The organism is Pseudenhygromyxa sp. WMMC2535, from assembly GCF_011083025.2.
Genome location: NZ_JABJWV010000001.1, coordinates 6,143,879 through 6,162,635, shown reverse-complemented (window position 1 = coordinate 6,162,635; position 18,757 = coordinate 6,143,879). Strand labels below are relative to the sequence as shown.

Sequence of the window (18,757 nt, the reverse complement as noted above, 5' to 3'; positions counted from 1 at the left end):
CCCGTGCCGCACAAAAAACAGCTCGAAGGGCTCGACATCGAGCTCGTCCGATTCTCCCACGAACGGGAGCTCGCCAAGGGGCTCCTCGCCGCCCCTGGGTTCGCAACCCACCGTCGCTCGGTGGTCCCCCGCGATGGCGAGAGCATCCGCCGACGGCTGCTCGCCAGATCCCTGCGCCTGTCGACGACCATGGCCCCTCAGGCCTTCGAGCAAGCCGAGACGGCTCGCCGCGTGCTCGGAGACTTCGAGGGCAAGCTCGAGATCTACCAATCCACGGGCCGAGAGAACGCGGCCTTGCACTTCGTTCAGCAGCCAGTCCTCCTCGAGATCCAGGGCCGAATGCTGTCCTTGTTGGATCCCGAAGCTGGCGTCGCGCTCTTTGGCCACGAGCTCGGCCACTACCTCGCCCATGGGCCCTGGACCGAGCTCGGCGCGATCGCGTTCACCGGTCAGGTGCTCGCCGAGCAGGGCCTGCTCTCGAACCGAGACGCCGAATTAGCGAAGCGCCTGGTCCTCGCCCGAGAGATCACAGCGGACCGCTTTGGACTGCTCGCCTCACAAGACCTCGACGCCGCGCTACGCCTGGAGATGATCGCAGTCACGGGCCTGTCTGGGGACGTGCTCACCTGGGACACGCGGGCCTACCTCGCCCAGTCGCGCGAGCTGATGGAGCAGACACTCTCGAGCGGCCAACGGGCGCATGCGACCACGCACCCAGAGCACAGCCTGCGAGCTTGGGCGCTGTGGCTGTTCTCCGAGTCCGATCTCTATCACCAGCTGTGCAAAAAGGGCAGCGGCCACAGGCCTCTCGCGGAGATCGACGCGCTCATCGTGAAGGCGCTGGGAGCCCCCGACCTCGATCTACAGTTTGACGCGCGCGATGAGCCGCCCGCTTTTTTGTGGGAGTGCGCGCTCGCCTGTGCCGTGCTCGTCGCCTCCGCGGACGGTGAGCTCCAGCAAGGGGAGCTCGACGCGATCGAGGACGCCTTTTCCCGGACCGTCCCCGCCTGGGCGGAGCTCCTCGACCCAGAGGTCGCCCTCGACACCTTCCACGAGACGAGCGTCATGATCCGAGCGGCCGGCCCCGCCCTCGCCCGGACCCTCGCGCTGCTGTTAATTCACATCATCGGCGCAGACGGAACCGTTGTTGGGCGTGAGCTCGAGATGCTGCTCGCTATCGGCGAGGCGCTCGGCTTTCTCCCCCAGTTTCGGGCCTGGATCCGCGCCTCGCTGACGGCGATGGCGATCGAGTTCGAGCTCGAGCTCGAGGCCGTCAAGCCGATCTCCTTGCCGCTCCCCGTCCGCTCGCTAGAGGTCGAGGACGCCCTGGACGCCCTTTGCGACTCCGTCGCGCGCCGCGGCCAGATGCTCATCTCTCCCAGGCGACTGCTGCTGCTCGCTGGTAAATCCGAAGCGACCCGCGAGCACCTCGGCGAGCTCGTCGGGCAGCTCGAGGCCCGCGACGTCGTTCTCGACCCAGCCATCGACCCAACCTCCGCCACACAGCTCGACCAGCCAGTTCGTCTCATCACGACGCGAGCCCCTCAGCGAGGCCCCCTCGCGGTCAAGCTCGACACCTCCCGGCGAGCACTCATCGCAGCGGTGACACGACTGCGAGACGAACTGATCTCGGGCGACGGACGTAGCCCATCGATTCGCCTCCGAACCCCTCGGCGCGGCCGCGCCTTCGATCTCACGAGCCTGGATCGAGTCCGTCCAGGGGCGGCAGAGCGGGCCCTCCAGCTCACGCTCGCGGAAAAGATGGCGCCGCTAGTCGACGCCAGCGACGCTGGGCGCCACGACGCGGCGGAGGCCTGCTCCAACGAGCTGCGAGCCCTGCACCGTGCAGCGCTCGACCGAGAGGAGGAGACAGGCGCCAACGACCTCTACCTCGGACACCCCTTCCTCGTCGGCAACGTCGCGCCTCGAGGCTCAACGCAGGGAGGCTACGGCATTCGAGCCCCGCTGATTCTCTACCCTGTGGACCTCATCCGTGATGGACGTGGAAAGCGGGGCTTTTCCCTGTCTGCTCGGGCCGACGAAGACCCTCTCATCAATCAATCGCTCATTCAGCTCTTGTTCAACAAGGCGAAGCTCGCGCTCCCCGACACGCTCAGCCGTGAACTCGACGACCTCGCGGCCGCCCGCGAGCAGGGTATTGAGCAGCTCCTGGCCAAGCTGGCCGAAATCGGTCTGCACATCAACACAGCGGACACTCCCCTCGCTGCGTTCAAAAACCGCGACCAGGATCTCGACGAGTCGCCGCCATTTCTAGCCCTCGAGGAGTGCGCGCTGCTCGGGCTGTTCCCACAGTCGAGCTCGGGCATCTTGCAGGACTACGACACCCTCCTGCGCGACCTCGCTGATCCTCGCCAGAGTCTCGACGAGCTCCTCGCTGCCGGGTCCGCGCTACTGCCCGACCACATTCAGCCAGATCCAGCCAACGGTCACCACCACGACATCGAGCCCGGCTGGCCCGTGGTCCCCGCGGACCCCAGCCAACGCCAGGCCATGGCGACTTGTCGAAAGCAGCTCGTCACGGTTGTCGACGGTCCCCCCGGTACCGGCAAGAGCCAGCTCATCGTGAACCTACTGGCTGACGCGATCCGCCGGGGCGAACGTGTCGCCGTCGTCGCCGAGAAGCGCGCCGCCCTCGATGTGGTTCACCAGCGCCTTCGAGCGCGGGGCCTCGCCGACGGCGTCGCGGTCGTCCATGACACTCACGACGATCGTAAGCCGCTGTACATGTCGCTCGCCCAGCGGATCGAGGCCGACTCCGCCGCCAACGAGCCGAACCCGCGGCTCCCAAGGGCCCACGAAGAGTATCGACGGCTCGAAGACTCACTCACAGGCGAGGCCCAATTGCTCGGACGCGAGTGCCCTCGCTCGGGCCTGCGCATCGGACAGCTGCTGACGCTCTCCGCGACCGGAGCGCGAGCCTTCGAGAGCTCCGCCCTCGCGACCATGAATCTCGACGCGCTGCGCCACCTCCTGGAGGTGCTCGATCGCCTCCACCCTCAGCGCGAGCTCTGGGCGCCCGGCTGCTGGTGGCGCAGTCGAGGACGGCGAGCTTCCTTTGCGGGCCTCACCGACCACGCGCTGCGAGAGCTAGAGGCCTCCGTCGAACACGCGCACGCGCTCGCAACGAGCTACGAAGCCCTCCTCGCCGAGGATCCGGTCAGCGGCGAAGCGCTGGCCAGGGCAGCCCCTGCGATCCGGGCGCTCGCCAGCGCTCGAGACACATACACCTCCCCCGAAGGCGCTCGCCTCCTCCCCGCCCTCACCAAACATGGCGACCCCGGCGTATCCGCGCTCCTGGAGACCTGGTCCCAGCACGCAGCGGCTTTGGCCCGTTGGACGGTACCAACCGAGATGGCGGTCGAAGCGGAGTTTTCTCGACGAGTTTCAGTGCTGAAGAGCTACGCAGGTCGTTTTTCGCGGTTCTTTTCCCTGATCTGGTGGCGCGCCCGCGGCTTTGTACGCGAGCGCCTGGCCCAGCTATGGCCAGACCGGGCCGGCGCCCCATTCGACGCGGCCTTTCTCGGGGAGCTGCTCGAGCGCATCGACGCTTCTCGAGCCTGGGCCGCGATGGAGAACACCTTCACCAAGCTCGAACTCCCCACCCTGGCGCCAACGAACACACACAGCGCAGAGCAGGCCCTCATGCGACTGAGCGCCCTCGCCGAGATCAACGCGATCATATCGAGCGAGACTCCGAGCCTACTCGCCCTCGGTCTCACCATACCTGGCGACGCCAGCGACATCGAGGCGTTCGACGCCCTGCTTGGACGACGGGCGGGGCAATGCGACGCGATGGCGCAGCTGCACGCGCACACGAGCAAAATGGAGCGCGAGCTCTCGTGGGTCCCCTCCGACGACGCCGCGGCCCTGGCCACCCTCGCCACGAACCTGCGCCGCGACGGCCACCGGCTTCGAGAACTCGACGCGTGGTTCGACGAGGCGGCTGCGCTCACCAGCTCCGCGCGCGACCTGTTCGACTCCCTGTACGCCGCAGCTCCAGAGGCCCCTGTCTTCGAGTGGCGGGAGCTGCTGACACGAGCGTGGGCCTGGGCCCACTACGAGCGAGCCTGCGAGGACGAAGCCCGCGTCGCTCAGCTTGGCACAGCGGCCTTCGATCAGGAGATCCTCCAAGCGACACTGAGCCTTCGACGCGTAGCGGCTGAGCTGCGCGACCTCGAAGCCGAGGGCATCGCCTCACAGATCGCCAACGCGGAGCTCCTTCAGATCCCGCGAGCCGCCTATCGCAAGCGGCGAACACCAAAGCAGCAGACACGGGAGGCCATTCTCAAGCAAGCGAAGAAGCGGCGTAATCTCTGGCCCCTGCGCCGCTTCGTACGAGAGTTCGCCAACGACGGGCTGCTCGACGCGTTGCCCTGCTGGCTGCTCTCACCCGAGACAATGGCGGCCCTGTTTCCGCGTGAGCCGCTCTTCGACCTCGTCATCTTCGACGAGGCGTCTCAGTGCACCGTAGAGGCAGGCCTATGTGTTCTGTTGCGGGCCAAGCGAGCGGTCATCGCAGGTGATGAGAAGCAGATGCCTCCAACGTCGCTGTTCAAGACCGCGCTCCCCGCCACCGAGGAGGAAGATCGCAGCGAAGAGGAGCGACGCGCACGGGATCTGCTCTCGGGCGAATCTCTGCTCTCCCTCGCGCGGACACGCTGCCATCACGTCGGCCTGACCTGGCACTACCGCTGCCTCGACGAGTCGCTGATCGCGTTTTCGAACCACGCCATGTATGACGGCGAGCTCCGCACCATCCCCTCGACCCAGGGGAGCGAAGCTCGACCGCTGAGGTGGGTGAGTGTCGACGATGGAAAATATGATAAAGGGATGAACCGACCCGAGGCCGAGCGGGTCGTCGATCTTCTCGCCGAGCTGCTGTCCCGCCAGCCACAGCCGAGCGTTGGCGTCGTGACATTCAATATTCGACAACGTCAAACGATCCTCGACGCGATCGATGAACGCGTCGAGGCTGAGGAGGCCTTCGCGGAGCTCTGGACCACGGCCAGCATGGTCGACGCTCGAGATCAGCGCCCCTTCGTCAAGAACCTCGAGAGCGTCCAGGGTGACGAGCGGGACGTCATCGTCTTCTCCCTCGGGCACGCCCCGGTCGAGCGCCGCGCCAAGGGCCGGGTAGGCGAACGCTACGTGCCCGCGCGCTTTGGCCCGCTGGGTAGGCGAGGCGGTGAGCGCAGGCTCAATGTGGCGGTGTCTCGAGCCAAGTCCGAGCAATATGTCGTCGCCTCCTTCCCCCCCTCCCTCCTGCACGTCGGGAACACACAACATGATGGGCCGCGGCTCTTTCGTGCCTACCTCGAATTCGTCCATGAACTCAGCCACGGGCGGCTAGTCCGCGCCCGGCGCGTGCTCGATGATATTCGAGGTGGGCCGCGCCATGAACACGCTCACGCCAACGAACCCGCCCTCCTCGATGGCTATCTCCCCTTGGCTGCCCAAATTGCCCTCGCCCTCGAAGACGAAGAGCTCCGGGTCGAGCTCAACCTCGGCACGTCGGGCTTCCGGGTTCCTCTCGCCCTTGGACGCCCTGATGAAACCAGGCTGCGGCTAGCCGTCCTGACAGACGACGGCACGGACAACGGCACGACCTTCGAGCGGCACATTCATCGGCCAGCCCTACTCGCGCTGAGGGGCTGGGATGTGATGCGAGTCAACGCCGCGACCTGGGCACTTCGACGAAGTGACGTCATCGCGGAGATCTTCAGGCGCGTTGGTAGCGCCCGCGCTCCAAACTCGTGCGCGATGTAGAAGACTTGACTCCTAGCTCGCCGCGTCCGGGCGGTTGCGCAGGAAGTCCGCGACCTCCGCGAAGCGCTGATCCAAAAACCCGCGCACCGGCCCCCTCACCCCGCGCGTGTCCATGGCCGCCTGCATGCAGCGCAGCCACGCGTCGCGCATCCCCGAGTCGACCGGCACGAACCGATGCCGCATGCGCAGCCGCGGGTGCCCGTGCCGCGCCATGTACTCCTGCGGCCCGCCGAGCCAGCCGACCAGGAACAGGCCAAAGCGCTCTCGCGTGCCCGAGGTGATCCGCCCGCTCTCGTCGGTCTGATGCAGGGCGGCCAGCTCGGGCTCATCGCGCTCCATGGCGTCGTAGAAGACCTCGGCCAGAGCCAGCACCGACTCGCGGCCGCCGAGGAGCTGATAGGGGGACTCGATCGCCACGAGATCGAGCTACTCGAATGCGCGCGTGAATGCCAGCTGGGCGCTGGACTGCGCGCGACGCTCAGGTGGCGTTCGAGTCCAAGGACGGCGCGGGGCTGCTTCGCTCGAGACGCCTCCAAGTGCCCCCTCGCGAGGGTTTTCGAACTCTCCATTCGACCGCCTTGGCGGCTCGTGTCGCGCCCCGGACGCTGGCTCTCCTGTCGCCCCCATCCAGAGAGTAGTAGCCTGAGACAAATGTCGAACGACACGCGCGACGATCGAGACCCCCTGCGCCTGACCGCCTTCGCCAGCGGCGGGGGTTGAGCCGCCAAGCTGCGGCTCTCGGACCTGGTCCAGGTCCTCGACGGGGTGCTCCCACCCGCAGCCGGGAGCGAGACGATCCTCGTCGGACCCGAGCTGTCCGACGACGCGGCCGTCGTGCGTCTGCCCCTCGACCCCGGCGGCGCCGAGAGCCCCAATGATCCCCGCCTGGTCCTGACCACCGACACCATCGCGCCGATCGTCGACGAGCCCGAGGCCTTCGGGGCGATCGCCGCAGCCAACGCGCTCTCCGACGTCTGGGCCATGGGCGGCCGCCCGCTGTGGGCCCTCAACCTGGCCTTCTTCCCCGACCGCAAGCTCCCCCTCGAGATCCTCCAGCGGATCATGCTCGGCGCCCGCGACAAGTGCCGCGAGGCCGGGGTGCAGATCGTCGGCGGCCACACGGTGCGCAACGACGACCTCAAATTCGGACTGGCCGTGACCGGGGCCATGGAGGGCAAGCGCGCCCGCCACTGGGCCAACACCCGCGCGCTCCCTGGCCAGCTGCTCGTGCTCAGCAAGGGCCTGGGCACGGGGATCCTCGGCACGGCGATCAAGCGCGGTGACACCAGCGCGGCCGAGACCGCGGCCGCGACCGCATCGATGACCCGCCTCAACCAGGACGCCGCTCGCTTCGCCCGCGAGCTCGGGGCCACGGCCTGCACCGACGTGACCGGCTTTGGCCTGCTCGGGCACCTGCGCAACCTGCTGCGAGGTAGCCGGCTTCAGGCCGCGCTGCGCCTGCGTCGGCTGCCGGTGCTCCCCGGGGCGATCGAGCACCTCCGCGCGGGTCGTTGGCCGGGGGGGAGCCAGGCCAACCTCGAGGCCGTCGAGCCCAACTTGATCCGGCGCTACGCGAGCACGGACGAGCGCGCCTTCGAGCTGACCCGCCTGGCCGCAGACGCGCAGACCAGCGGGGGGCTGCTGGTCGCGCTGTCGCCCGATAACGCCGAGCGCCTGCTGGAGAACCTGCGGGGGACAGGGCATCAGGCGGCGATCATTGGTGAGCTGCATGGTGCTCGGCCCGATGAAGTTGGGCGTATCGAGCTGGCTTGAAGCGGACAAAACGCCGTTACACGCCCATCCCAGCCATGCTATCCCCCACCCCGTGCTCAGCTACCTGCGCCGCACCATCCCCGCCCTCGTCCGCGCTCGCCTCGGCCGTGACGGGCGCCTGGTCTCCCACGTCGAAGGCCGCGTGGGCCTCGCGCAGCTCGACCTCAACTTGCACATGAACCAGGCCGTCTACCCCCAGCTCGTCGAGCTCGGGCGGGTCGACTGGCTGGTTCGCTCCGGCGCCTGGGCGCACTGGCGGGCGCAGTCGCTCAACGCCGTGGTCGCGGATCAGCGCCTGGTCTATCGCCGCGAGCTCAAGCTCGGCCAGCGCTACGCGATCGACACTCGCTGCGTGGGTATGGACGGCCGGCTGCTGCACATGTCGAGCCTGATCCTCGTGGGCGATCGGGTGCACACCCGCTGCGAGGTGAAGCTGATCTTCATCGGGCCCGGCGGGGTGCTCTCGGCCGAGGAGGCCGCCGACAGCTGCGAGGGCTTCCTCAGCCCGCCCGCGGTGGTCGAAGACTGGCGCCTGGTCCGCTAATCACGGCCAAAGCCTAGAAAACACCGCTCCACGGCCAGGCCGGGGGGCGCGCCGATCGTGAGGCGCCGGCCCCCGGGCAGGCTGGCGATCGTCGCGCCTTCAGGGGATAACTGAACACTCCACCAGTTACCCCTTTCGCCGCCCCCCCGTGTCCACAACCGCCTACGTCCCGCTCGCGGTCAAGAGCAACTTCTCCTTCCTCGAGGGCGCCAGCCACCCGAGCGAGCTGGTCGAGCGCGCGGCGGCCCTGGGTCTGCCGGCCATGGGGCTCTGCGATCGCAACGGGGTCTACGGGGTGGTGCGGGCCCACGTGGCCGCCAAGCAACACGGGCTCGACCTGCTCCTCGGGGCGGAGCTGGAGCTCGGCGAGCTGCCCCAGGCGCTGCGCGAGAGCCGAGCCAGGGGCCGCGGGCCGAGCAAGCCGGCGCGCCTGGATCCTCGGTCCCGGGTGACGGTGCTCGCCGAGGACCGCGACGGGTGGGCGCGCCTTTGTCGGCTGCTGTCCATCGCCCACGGCCGCGGACCCAAGGGCCAGGCCCTGCTGACCCTCGGCGAGCTCGCGGGCGAGATCGGGACCGGGGTCTATGGCGAGGCGGCCAACGCCCCGAACCGCGGCGCCGTCGAGCGCTTTGGCGACGCGCGCCCAGGCGCGGGGCTGATCGCGTTGGTCCGCGATCCCACGCACCTCCCCCTGCTCACCGAGGCCTGGGGCCGCGAGCGGGTCTACGCGATGATCACCCGGCACCGCCGGGCCGAGGAGGCGGCCACGGAGGACGCGATGCGCCTGGCCGCGCGGCGCTGCGACGTGAGCATGGTCGGGGCCACGGACGTGCTCTATCACGACCTCGAGCGCCGCCCGCTGCAAGACGTGCTCGCCTGCGTCCGCGCGGGCAAGACCCTCGGCGAGGCGGGGCTGAGCATCCGCGGCAACGCCGAGCACGGGCTCGAGTCGATCCCGGCCATGCTCGCGCGCTTCTCCGACTGCCCCGAGCTCCTCGCTCGCACCCTCGAGGTCGCCGAGCGCTGCGACTTTTCCCTGGATCAGCTGCGCTACGTCTACCCCGGCGAGCAGCTGCCCGCCGGCGTCAGCGAGGGCGATCACCTGCGCGCGCTGACCCTGGCCGGGGCCCGCCTGCGCTACCCAAAGGGCGTCCCCGACGAGGTCTCCGCCCAGCTCGAGCGCGAGCTCGCGCTGATCAACGAGCTCGACTACGGCGGCTACTTTTTGACGATGAAGGAGATCGTCGAGTACTGCCGCGCCGAGGGGATCCTCTGCCAGGGCCGGGGCAGCGCGGCCAACAGCGCGGTCTGCTACTGCCTGGGGGTCACGGCCATCGACCCGATCCGCATGGATCTGCTCTTCGAGCGCTTCTTGAGCCGCGAGCGCGCCGAGCCCCCGGACATCGACCTCGACATCGAGCACGAGCGCCGCGAGGAGGTGATCCAGTGGGTCTATCGTCGCTGGGGCCGGCGCCACGCGGCCATGGTCGCCAACGTGATCCGCTACCGGGCGCGCTCGGCCCTGCGCGAGGTCGGCAAGGTCCTCGGCATGCCGCAGACGGCCCTGGATCGCGTGGCCAAGCTCGGCGGGCACTGGGGAACCAGCGTCGACGGCGAGCTGCTGCGCAGCGCCGGCCTCGACCCGGAGCTGCCCACCCACCGCCACCTCCTGCGCCTGAGCGCCGAGCTGCTCGACTTCCCCCGCCACCTGTCGATCCACCCCGGCGGCTTCTTGCTCGGCAGCGAGCCCGTCGACTCGCTGGTCCCCATCGAGGCCGCGAGCATGGAGGAGCGCACGGTGATCCAGTGGGACAAGTACGATGTCGAGGACCTCGGCCTGTTCAAGGTCGACCTCCTCGGTCTCGGCGCCCTGACCCACGTGCGCAAGGCCCTGGCGCTGATCCGCGCCCACGACGGGGTCGCGCTGAGCATGGCGACGATCCCCCGCGAGGATCCCCAGACCTTCGCGCAGCTGTCCCGCGGCGACACCGTGGGCGTGTTCCAGGTCGAGAGCCGCGCGCAGATGTCCATGCTCCCGCGCCTGCGCCCGCGCAACTTCTACGACCTCGTGGTCGAGGTCGCGATCGTCCGCCCCGGGCCGATCCAGGGCGACATGGTCCACCCCTACCTGCGCCGGCGCGCGGGCCTCGAGACCGTCGAGTATCCCCATCCCAAGCTCGAGCGCGTGCTCGCCAAGACCTACGGCGTTCCGATCTTCCAGGAGCAGGTGATGAAGCTGGCGATCGCCGTGGCCGACTACAGCCCCGGAGAGGCCGACCAGCTGCGCCGGGACATGGCCGCGTGGCGCTCGAGCGGGCGCATCGACGCCCACGAGCAGCGGCTGATCGCCCGCATGGTCGAAAACGGCATCTCCCGCGAGTTCGCCGAGCGGGTCTTTCAGCAGATCCGCGGCTTTGGTGAGTACGGCTTCCCCGAGAGCCACGCGGCCTCCTTTGCGCTGATCGCCTGGATCACGGCCTGGCTGCGCTGCCACCACCCGCCGGCCTTCACCTGCGCCCTGCTCAACGCGCAGCCCATGGGCTTCTACTCGCCGGGGACCCTGGTCGAGGACGCGCGCCGCCACGGGGTCGAGGTCCGGCCGGTGGACGCGCTGCGCAGCGACTGGGACTGCACCCTCGAGGCTCGCCCAAACCAGAACCGGGACCCGGACCGAGGCCAGAGCCCTCAGGGTCGGCTGAAGCTCGACGCGCCTGGGCGCCAAGGCCAGGACGAGGCCGAGGCCGATCGCGAGCGCCTGGGTCTCGACGATCCCTGCGGACGCTGGGCGCTCCGCATGGGCCTGCGCTGGCTCGAGGGCCTGTCTCAGGTCGACGGCGAGCGCCTCGTCGCCGCCCGCGAGCGCTTCCGGGCGACCCACGGCCGATCCTGGCGCGACCTCGACGAGCTCGTGCGTGACACCGGCCTGGGCAAGCGCCCGCTGACTCTGCTCGCCGAGGCTGGGGCCTTCGAGGCCTTCGACAGGGCGACCCGCCCCCGGGGCGACCGCAGCAGCACCCGCCGCGACGCCGCCTGGGCCGTGCGCGGGGCCCTGGTCCGCGCCGCCGACAGCCTGCCCATGGCCAGCGAGGCCGCCGCCCGCCAGCCCAGCTTTGCCCGCCTCGATCCCCACGAGACCGTGGCCTGGGACTATCGCAGCAGCCTCCACAGCACCCGCGGCCACCCCCTCGAGCAGCTCCGCGAGACGCTCCAGCGCCAGCGGATCCCCGACGCCGAGGGCATCGCCCGGGCCCCCGCCGGCCGCAAGCTCTCCTACGTGGGCCTGGTGATCTGCCGCCAGCGCCCCGGCACGGCCAGCGGCGTCGTCTTCTTCACCCTCGAAGACGAGAGCGGCTTCGTGAACGTCGTTGTCTGGCGCCAGGTCTTCGAACGTCACGCCGTCCTGGCCCGAACCGCCGCCCTGCTCGGGGTGACGGGGACGATCCAACGCGCCGAAGGCGTGACACATCTGGTCGCCGAGCGGCTGTGGGAACCGGACATGGCGTTTTCGTCCGAGGGCACCCGCAGCCGCGATTTCCACTGATTCGAGCCGATTTCGCCCCTCCCGGGCGAGCTCTGCCCTCACCTCGAGGACGGGCTGCGCGCCCTATCAGAGGTGAGTATCCAAATCTATTCGACAAGGTTACAATCTCGTGACACAGTCAGAGGCCCGAGGAGAACACATGACCCGTCTGCTTCAGCGCCACCGCCAACCGCTCGCCGTCGTACTCGCCGCTTGCGGCACACTGGTGAGCCTCTACGTCGAAAAAGAAGACAGCGCGAAAACCGCTGGCGTCACTTATACGCAGCCCGCGGGTGACGCGGAGGCCCTCGAGGGCCTCATCGACGCGAGCGACGCAATCAACATTGGAGCCTGGTGGCTCGACGAGCCGGCGGCCGACGCTCACCTCAGCTTCGACCCCAAGTTCGCGCGTCTGGTCTGGCAGGTGCGCGGTCAAAAGCGCGACCGCGTCACCCTCGACGCGAGCACCGGTGAGGCACTCGCCTTCGACTTCGAGTGAGCGTCACCTTCCGCTGCGCGTCCGTCCACCCGGGGCCCCGAGGTGGGCGGGCGCGCCTTCATTTTCATAGCCGGCAGACGCCGACCTCCTCGTAGCCAGGGATCGTCTCGTCGCTCGCGTAGACGGCCCGACACTGCTCGAGCGGCGTGGGGCAAGGGCCCTCCTCCTCGGCGTCCGTGCCCTCGTCTCCGAGGTCGCAGATCTGGGCGCAACAGCCCAGCGCCCCGCCCTTGGCGCAGTCTTCGTCATCCACCTGCGGCCCCGGGACACACATCAGCCCGGGGTCGCAGCAATTGAGGCAGTCGCAGGGATCCCCGTGGCCGCCGCTCGGGCCCGAGCGATCACGATCGCAGGCCCAGCGCTCGTTCGAGTCGGGGTAGCAGCCCCAGCTGGGCAGGCAGTCTTGGAGCAGCGGATGACAGCGCTCCAGACACAGCGGTAGCAGCCCGCCGTTGGAGATGGTGCAGACCTTGTCGGGGTCGAGGCAGGAGAGCATCGAGCTACAAAAGTCGACGCAGATCCCCGTGTCGCCGCCGGGCTCCAGCGCCCAGCACAGCCCATGCTCGCCGCAGGTGTCGCTCTCCCCCACGCGCGTGCAGAGCTCGTCGGCCTCGCCCTCGCCCGCGAGCGGCACGCAGCGATTGGTCGGGCCGATGACCGGGTCGTCCACGTAACTGCACTTGAAGCCAGGCTCGCACATGTCGTCGCGCCGCGGGTCGCAGCTCGGCGCGGGCAGGTCCGGGAGCAGCGGGGCCTCGCCCTCGTCCACCTCTCCCGTGTCGAAGGTGTCGACCTCGCCATAGGACACCTCGCAGCCAAAGAGCGCCGCAGCAGCCAAGAACACGGCTCCAAGCGCCGCATGGAAAGCTCGCGCCACGCCTGGGAACATGGCCCAGACCGGCCGCGAGTACAACACGGGCTCCCCCGCCCCTTCCGCTCGTGATACCAAGGCCGGCGTGGGTGACGATCAAGGACCACGCCACGGTGATCTCCTGGTCGAGGCCGAAGCCGAGACCGAAACGCGCGAGTACCCGGTCCGTCGGCTCTTGCTGATCCGCCACGGGCACTACGATCGCGTCGACAACCTCGGCGACACGGTCTGGGGCCTGTCTCCGCTCGGCCGGCGTCAGGCCGCGCGCACGGGGCACCGGCTCTCCCGACTGATCCCCCACTTTGGCGGCAAGCTCGACGGCGTCTACTCCAGCCCCTGGCCGCGGGCGATGCAGACCGCCGAGATCGCCGCCCACGAGTTCGGCCTCGAGCGCGTGCGGGTCAAGCCTTACCTGCACGAGAGCGTGCCCCTGGTGCCCCTCGCCGCCGACGGCGTGTCCTCGGCGCACCCAACCCTGCCGCCGACGACCGCGGTCGACCGCAGCGAGGTCACCGAGCAGGTCCGGCGCGTGGTCGCGCGCTTCTTCAAGGCCAGCAAGCGGCCCAGCACCTACGTGCTCTTCATCCACGGCAACCTGATCCGCTACCTGCTCGCCCACAGCCTCGGGCTGCCCTTCGAGTCGTGGATGCACATCGCCATCTATCACGCCTCGATCACCGAGCTGCGGGTCTTCCCTGGCGGGATGACGGCGCTGATCTCCTTCAACGAAACCGGCCACCTGCCCCCCGAGATGATCACCGCATGAGCTGCCTCGCCCGCCCCCTCGCTCGCGCCCTCCCCCTCGCCCTGCTCGCGGCCAGCACCCTCGCCGCCTGCAAGCCCCCGCCACCCAGCGCAGCTCCGGCCGATCCGCCCCCGAGCAGCGACGTGGCCATCGGCCGCGAGCAAGATCCTCAGCAGATGCTCGCCGCCCAGAGCGAGGCCTTCTTGGCCGGCTTCTTCGCGCGCAGCCCCGTGTGGGCCACGATCGCCGGCGAGCACGCCCACGACGGGCGCTGGCCCAACCTCTCCGCCGAGGGCCAGCGCGAGCGCGCCGCCTGGGTCGAGGAGCAGCTCGACAAGCTCGCGGCGATCCCCCGCGAGGCCCTGGATCCCGACGGCCGCCTCGAGCTCGACGTGATCCGTGATCAGCTCGAGTTCGATCGCTTCTCCGCCGAGGTCGAGCGCGGCTGGTCGAGCGATCCCCTGGCCTACAGCCAGCTGATCTCCACGGGCCTCGACGATCTGATCAGCCGCGACTTCGCGCCCATCGACGAGCGCGCCGCCAGCGTGGCCGCGCGCCTCGAGGGGCTGCCCACGCTGATCGAGCAGGCGATCGCCAACCTCTCGGATCCCACGGCGATCCGCCGGCCGCACGCCGAGGTCGGCCTGGCTCAGCTCGAGGGCTTGCGCGTGCTGATCACCGAGGAGGTCCCCGCGCGCGTGGCCGAAGCCGATCCCGCCCTGCGCGAGCGCATCGCCGCGGCCAGCGAGCCGGCGCTGGCCGCCATCGACGCCCTGTGTGCCCACGTCACCGCGGCCCTGCCCAAAGCTCAGGGTCAGTGGCGCCTGGGCCCCGAGGCCTTCGCCACCAAGCTCGCGCTGACCCTCCAGACCGACATCGGCGCCGAGGAGCTGGTCCGCGTGGCCCACGAGGAGCACGAGCGCGTGCGCCGAGAGATGCACGCCCTCGCCCGGGAGCTCTACGCCGGCATGTACGGCGAGCGAGCCCTGGCCCGCGCCCCCGAGGGCGACGCCCTGGTCCGCGAGGTCCTCGACGTCCTCGCCGCCGATCACCCCAGCCCCGAGCAGCTGCGCGACGCGGCCGAGGCCAACCTCGCCCGACTCCAGGCCTTCGTCATCGACCGCGCGCTGGTGCCCATCGACGAGCAAGAGGTCCTCGAGGTGATCTGGACGCCGCCCCACGCTCAGGGCGTGGCGATCGCGGGCCTCGCCGCCCCAGCCCCCCTCGACGCCGACAAGCCGGGGCTGCCCAGCTTCTACCTGGTCCAGCCGCTGCCCGCGGCCTGGGACGCCGCGACGACCGAGTCCTTCCTGCGCGAGTACAACAGCTTCATGCTCGAGATCCTCTCGATCCACGAGGCGATCCCCGGCCACTTCGTGCAGCTCTATTGGGGCAAGCGCGAGCCCTCGAAGGTCCGGCGAGTGTTCGCCAATGGACCCTTCGTCGAGGGCTGGGCCGTGTACACGGAGCGACTGATGGTCGAGGCCGGCTACCCGGGGACTGGGCCCGAGCCGGGGGCGGAGCGGCCGCGCGGGGTGAGCAAGGCGCTGTGGGCGGTGCAGACCGATGACGCGCTGCGGGCCAAGGCGATCGGGCTACACGGGCTGAAGTTCTATCTGCGCACGGTGGCCAACGCGATCTTGGATCACGAGATTCATGCGGGGAGCATGACGCGGGAGGAGGCGCTGGCGCTGATGGTGGAGGGCTCGTTTCAGGAGCGGGGGGAGGCGGAGGCCAAGTGGGTGCGGGCGCAGCTGACCTCGACGCAGCTCTCGACTTATTTCGTGGGAGCGACGGCCTGGTTTCGGCTGCGGGAGCAGGCGGAGGCGCGGGGGGACTTCGAGCTGCTGCGCTTTCATCAGCAGGCGCTCGGGCATGGGGCGCCTCCGGTGCATCGCTTGCCGCAGTTGATGGGGTGGGAATAGGGGCGCACGCTCGTTGGCGGGCGCACGCTCGTTGGCGGGCGCACGCTCGTTCTCCTGCGGAAAGCTCCTCGGCCGACGGGCACGCGCACGGGTCAGGAGGGGACCCCTCACGCTCAGACAGTTCGCTGACTCCGACCGGGGTGCCGGGGGAGGTCTGGGTCGGTTCTCGAGGGTGTTCGCTTCGACGGAGCAGGTCGTACGCGAAACTCGCGTGAGGGGTCCCCTCCTGCCCCTCTTGTGCGCGTCTTTCTAGGAGAGTTTCTCCGCCTCGGGGGTCGTTGGGAGTCTGTGCTCTGGACGGCCGGCTTGGAGCGTGGGCGTCTCTCGGCTCGAGGGAGAACTTCTCCGCCTCGGGGGTGCTCTCGTTCTTTTGAGAGATTCTCTTCGCCTCCGGGGGGTCATGCTCTTCGCTACCTTGGCCGTGGCGCGGAGACACTCCGGCTCGCGCTGTCACTGTGGACCAAAGTGCGAGGAGAGCCTTGGGCCCGCCGTGGCGACTGGGGCGAGTCTTCACGCGGTGTCCTGTGTTGGCACCTTCGGTTGACTCGATCTCGTATTTTCTCTTTGATCTCGTTCTCGACTCCCTTCGCCCATGACCGAGATACCCGAGGCCGAGACCGACGCTGCGTCTGCGCTGATCGACGCGCTCGCCCAAGGCGGTGAGTTCGTCGATCAAGGCGGCTTTCGCCTCGACCATGCTCGGGCCCGGGAGAAGCTCCGCACCTACAACCTGTCCGAGCCGGAGATCTACACCTGCCTGCTCGTCGAGGTCGCCGTGCTCCTCGGCGCCGAGCAGGTCGCGTTCGTGGTCGACGCCGACACGCTCGAGGTCCGCTTCGGTGGCGCCGGCTTCGACACGAGCGAGCTCGAGTATCTGTGCGAGGCGCTCTTCGTCGAGATTCCAGACGAGGCCGATGCGGCCGAGCGACGACGTCGGCGAGCCCTCCAGCTGCTCTCCCTCGCCATCCAGGCCGCGCTCGGATTGGGCGCGCGCGAGCTCGAGCTGCGCTCGCCGCCCGCGAAGCGTGCGCTGGTGATCGACGCAGGTGAGGGCGAGGAGCGCTGGACGATGTGCGAGCGCGATCTCGCCAGCGAGCTCAACTTCGTCTCGATACGCTTTCCATCGCGGCTCTTCGCCGACTTGCCGGGCGTCGAGGCGCTGCGCCAGCGCTGCGCGTGGTCCGAATTCCCGATCCATCTCGACGACGAGCGCATCTCTCGGGGACACGACGCGGTCTTCCTCGACCGAAACAAAAAGCGCGTGGTCTTCCTCGACCCCACGAAGATCCTCGACAAAGACGGGCAGACGATCGGTCGCGGGACACTACTCCGAGCCACCATCTACGCGACCGCCCAGCTCCACGTGCTCTGTAACGGCTGGCGAGTCGAGCAGCTGAGCTTGCCCGACTCCGTCGTTGGCTTCGAAGCCGTCGTCGAGCTCGACCTTCGCCGCGACCTCGCGCAGGCCAAGCTCCTGCGCAATGAGGCCTTCACAGCCATGCTCGAGGCGGTCGAACGCTGCGCAAAGAGCCACGAAAAGCTCGGCCTCGCCACCACGCAGCACGCTCTCGAGAACTACAGCCACGTCGGCTGGAACAAGCGGCGGATTGCCTTCGTCACCACATTTTTGCTCGTCATCGCCACTCCCGGGGTCCTCCTCATGACTATCGCCTTCGCGGCAAAAGACCTCACCATAGCGGTCTTTGGGTTGTTCGTCCTTGGGTTTGGCAGCACCCCCCTCATCTCCATGTGGATCAACACTCAGACCAAGCGCAGCCAACAGCTCGGTCTGACCCGCTTCCACGACGACTCTCTCTTTGGCCAGCCATGACCGAGACTACGGAAGCCATGACCGAGACTACGGAAGCCCCGACCGAGGCTGCGTCTGCGCTGATCGACGCGCTCGCCCAAGGCGGTGAGTTCGTCGATCAAGGCGGCTTTCGCCTCGACCATGCTCGGGCCCGGGAGAAGCTCCGCGCCTACAACCTGTCCGAGCCGGAGATCTACACCTGCCTGCTCGTCGAGGTCGCCGTGCTCCTCGGCGCCGAGCAGGTCGCGTTCGTGGTCGACGCCGACACGCTCGAGGTCCGCTTCGGTGGCGCCGGCTTCGAGACGAGCGAGCTCGAGTATCTGTGCGAGGCGCTCTTCGTCGAGATTCCAGACGAGGCCGATGCGGCCGAGCGACGACGTCGGCGAGCCCTCCAGCTGCTCTCCCTCGCCATCCAGGCCGCGCTCGGGCTTGGGGCTCGCGCGCTCGAGCTGCGCTCGCCGCCCGCGAAGCGTGCGCTGGTGATCGACGCAGGTGAGGGCGAGGAGCGCTGGACCATGAGCGCCGAGGAGGTCGCGAGCGACCGCAACGTGGTCAGCATACGCTTCCCCGCGCAGACGCTGTCCGCCGACTTTCCGGGCGTCGAGGCGCTGCGCCAGCGCTGCGCGTGGTCTCAATTCCCGATCTACCTCGACAACAAACGCGTCTCCAAAGGGCACGACGCAGCCTTTCTCGGCATACGTGGAAAGAGCGTGGCGCTCCTCGACTCCGCGCCGATCCTCGACGAAGACGGACAGACGATCGGTCGCGGAGCGCTGCTCGAAGCCACCGTCTACAAAACCGCCCAGCTCCACGTGCTCTGCAACGGCTGGCGGGTCGAGCAGCTGAGCTTGCCCGACTCGCTCGTCGGCTTCGAGGCCGTCGTCGAGCTCGACCTTCGCCGCGACCTCGCGCAGGCCAAGCTCCTGCGCAACGATGCCTTCGCGGCCATGCGCGAGGCGGTCGAGCGCTGCGCGAAGAAGTACGAAGGGCTCGGTCTCGAGACGACGCAGCACGATCCCGAGAAGTATCGCCACGTCGAAGCGAGCCAGTTCGGGCTCGTCATCGGCATCTCGTTCTTGGTGCTCTGCGCTATCCCTGGCATCTTTTGCATCGTCTTGGCGTTCGCTGGCCGCGACCTCGACATCGGGATCTTTGGGCTGGCCTTCACCCTCTTCGGCGGCGCCCCCCTCTTCGTCGAGAAGCGCAACGCTCGCGCCGAGAAGCGCCAGGATCGCGGTCTGACCCGCGCTCACACCGACCGGCTGTTCGAGCGGCCCTGACCA

General features: G+C 69.0%; 11 protein-coding genes. 9 read left to right on the top strand and 2 right to left on the bottom strand.

Going from position 1 to position 18,757, the window contains the following annotated elements; translation table 11 throughout:
* Positions 1-3: 3 nt before the first annotated feature.
* A complete protein-coding gene (locus tag G6O69_RS23835) occupies positions 4-5,787 on the top strand; it encodes an AAA domain-containing protein (protein ID WP_172305814.1) in 5,784 nt (1,927 codons plus the stop codon).
* Between the two features lie 12 nt (positions 5,788-5,799).
* On the opposite strand, the gene G6O69_RS23830 is transcribed toward G6O69_RS23835, so the two are convergent.
* Positions 5,800-6,198: a cyanoglobin gene (locus G6O69_RS23830; protein WP_172308316.1), complete on the bottom strand. Its 399-nt coding sequence runs from the start codon at positions 6,196-6,198 to the stop codon at positions 5,800-5,802.
* A 318-nt stretch (positions 6,199-6,516) separates the two neighbouring features.
* Between G6O69_RS23830 and selD the strand changes: the two genes are divergently transcribed.
* The 4 genes from selD to G6O69_RS23810 all read left to right on the top strand — a co-directional run bounded on the left by selD (position 6,517) and on the right by G6O69_RS23810 (position 12,123).
* Positions 6,517-7,560: a selenide, water dikinase SelD gene (gene selD / locus G6O69_RS23825; RefSeq protein WP_172308315.1), complete on the top strand. Its 1,044-nt coding sequence runs from the start codon at positions 6,517-6,519 to the stop codon at positions 7,558-7,560.
* Between the two features lie 52 nt (positions 7,561-7,612).
* Positions 7,613-8,104 (top strand): acyl-CoA thioesterase, encoded by a 492-nt coding sequence (locus G6O69_RS23820; protein WP_172305813.1) that lies wholly within the window; start codon positions 7,613-7,615, stop codon positions 8,102-8,104.
* Between the two features lie 148 nt (positions 8,105-8,252).
* On the top strand, positions 8,253-11,645 hold the full coding sequence (locus tag G6O69_RS23815) for an error-prone DNA polymerase (protein ID WP_172305812.1): 3,393 nt from the start codon (positions 8,253-8,255) through the stop codon (positions 11,643-11,645).
* Positions 11,646-11,784: 139 nt separating this feature from the next.
* Positions 11,785-12,123, top strand: a complete 339-nt coding sequence (locus G6O69_RS23810; RefSeq protein ID WP_172305811.1) for a hypothetical protein — start codon at positions 11,785-11,787, stop codon at positions 12,121-12,123.
* Between the two features lie 64 nt (positions 12,124-12,187).
* Here the strand turns inward: G6O69_RS23810 and G6O69_RS23805 are convergent, their stop codons facing one another.
* A complete protein-coding gene (locus tag G6O69_RS23805; protein ID WP_172305810.1) occupies positions 12,188-12,967 on the bottom strand; it encodes a hypothetical protein in 780 nt (259 codons plus the stop codon).
* A 43-nt stretch (positions 12,968-13,010) separates the two neighbouring features.
* Here G6O69_RS23805 and G6O69_RS23800 point away from each other — a divergent pair, with 43 nt between their 5' ends.
* From G6O69_RS23800 to G6O69_RS23785, 4 genes are all read left to right on the top strand, one after another.
* Entirely contained in the window at positions 13,011-13,760 is a 750-nt protein-coding gene (locus G6O69_RS23800; protein ID WP_176397046.1) for a histidine phosphatase family protein, read from the top strand.
* Positions 13,757-15,664: a DUF885 domain-containing protein gene (locus tag G6O69_RS23795; protein ID WP_172305808.1), complete on the top strand. Its 1,908-nt coding sequence runs from the start codon at positions 13,757-13,759 to the stop codon at positions 15,662-15,664. The genes G6O69_RS23800 and G6O69_RS23795 overlap by 4 nt, the downstream gene beginning before the upstream one ends.
* 592 nt (positions 15,665-16,256) lie before the next feature.
* Positions 16,257-17,495 (top strand): hypothetical protein, encoded by a 1,239-nt coding sequence (locus G6O69_RS23790; protein ID WP_172305807.1) that lies wholly within the window; start codon positions 16,257-16,259, stop codon positions 17,493-17,495.
* 17 nt (positions 17,496-17,512) lie between these two features.
* A complete protein-coding gene (locus G6O69_RS23785; RefSeq protein ID WP_172305806.1) occupies positions 17,513-18,754 on the top strand; it encodes a hypothetical protein in 1,242 nt (413 codons plus the stop codon).
* Positions 18,755-18,757: the final 3 nt, after the last annotated feature.

Bases quoted from the DNA above. Each gene is read 5' to 3' on its own strand.
- G6O69_RS23810 (WP_172305811.1), top strand. From the start codon at position 11,785: ATGACCCGTCTGCTTCAGCGCCACCGCCAACCGCTCGCCGTCGTACTC.
- G6O69_RS23795 (WP_172305808.1), top strand. From the start codon at position 13,757: ATGAGCTGCCTCGCCCGCCCCCTCGCTCGCGCCCTCCCCCTCGCCCTG.
- G6O69_RS23800 (WP_176397046.1), top strand. From the start codon at position 13,011: ATGGCCCAGACCGGCCGCGAGTACAACACGGGCTCCCCCGCCCCTTCC.
- G6O69_RS23785 (WP_172305806.1), top strand. From the start codon at position 17,513: ATGACCGAGACTACGGAAGCCCCGACCGAGGCTGCGTCTGCGCTGATC.
- G6O69_RS23790 (WP_172305807.1), top strand. From the start codon at position 16,257: ATGACCGAGATACCCGAGGCCGAGACCGACGCTGCGTCTGCGCTGATC.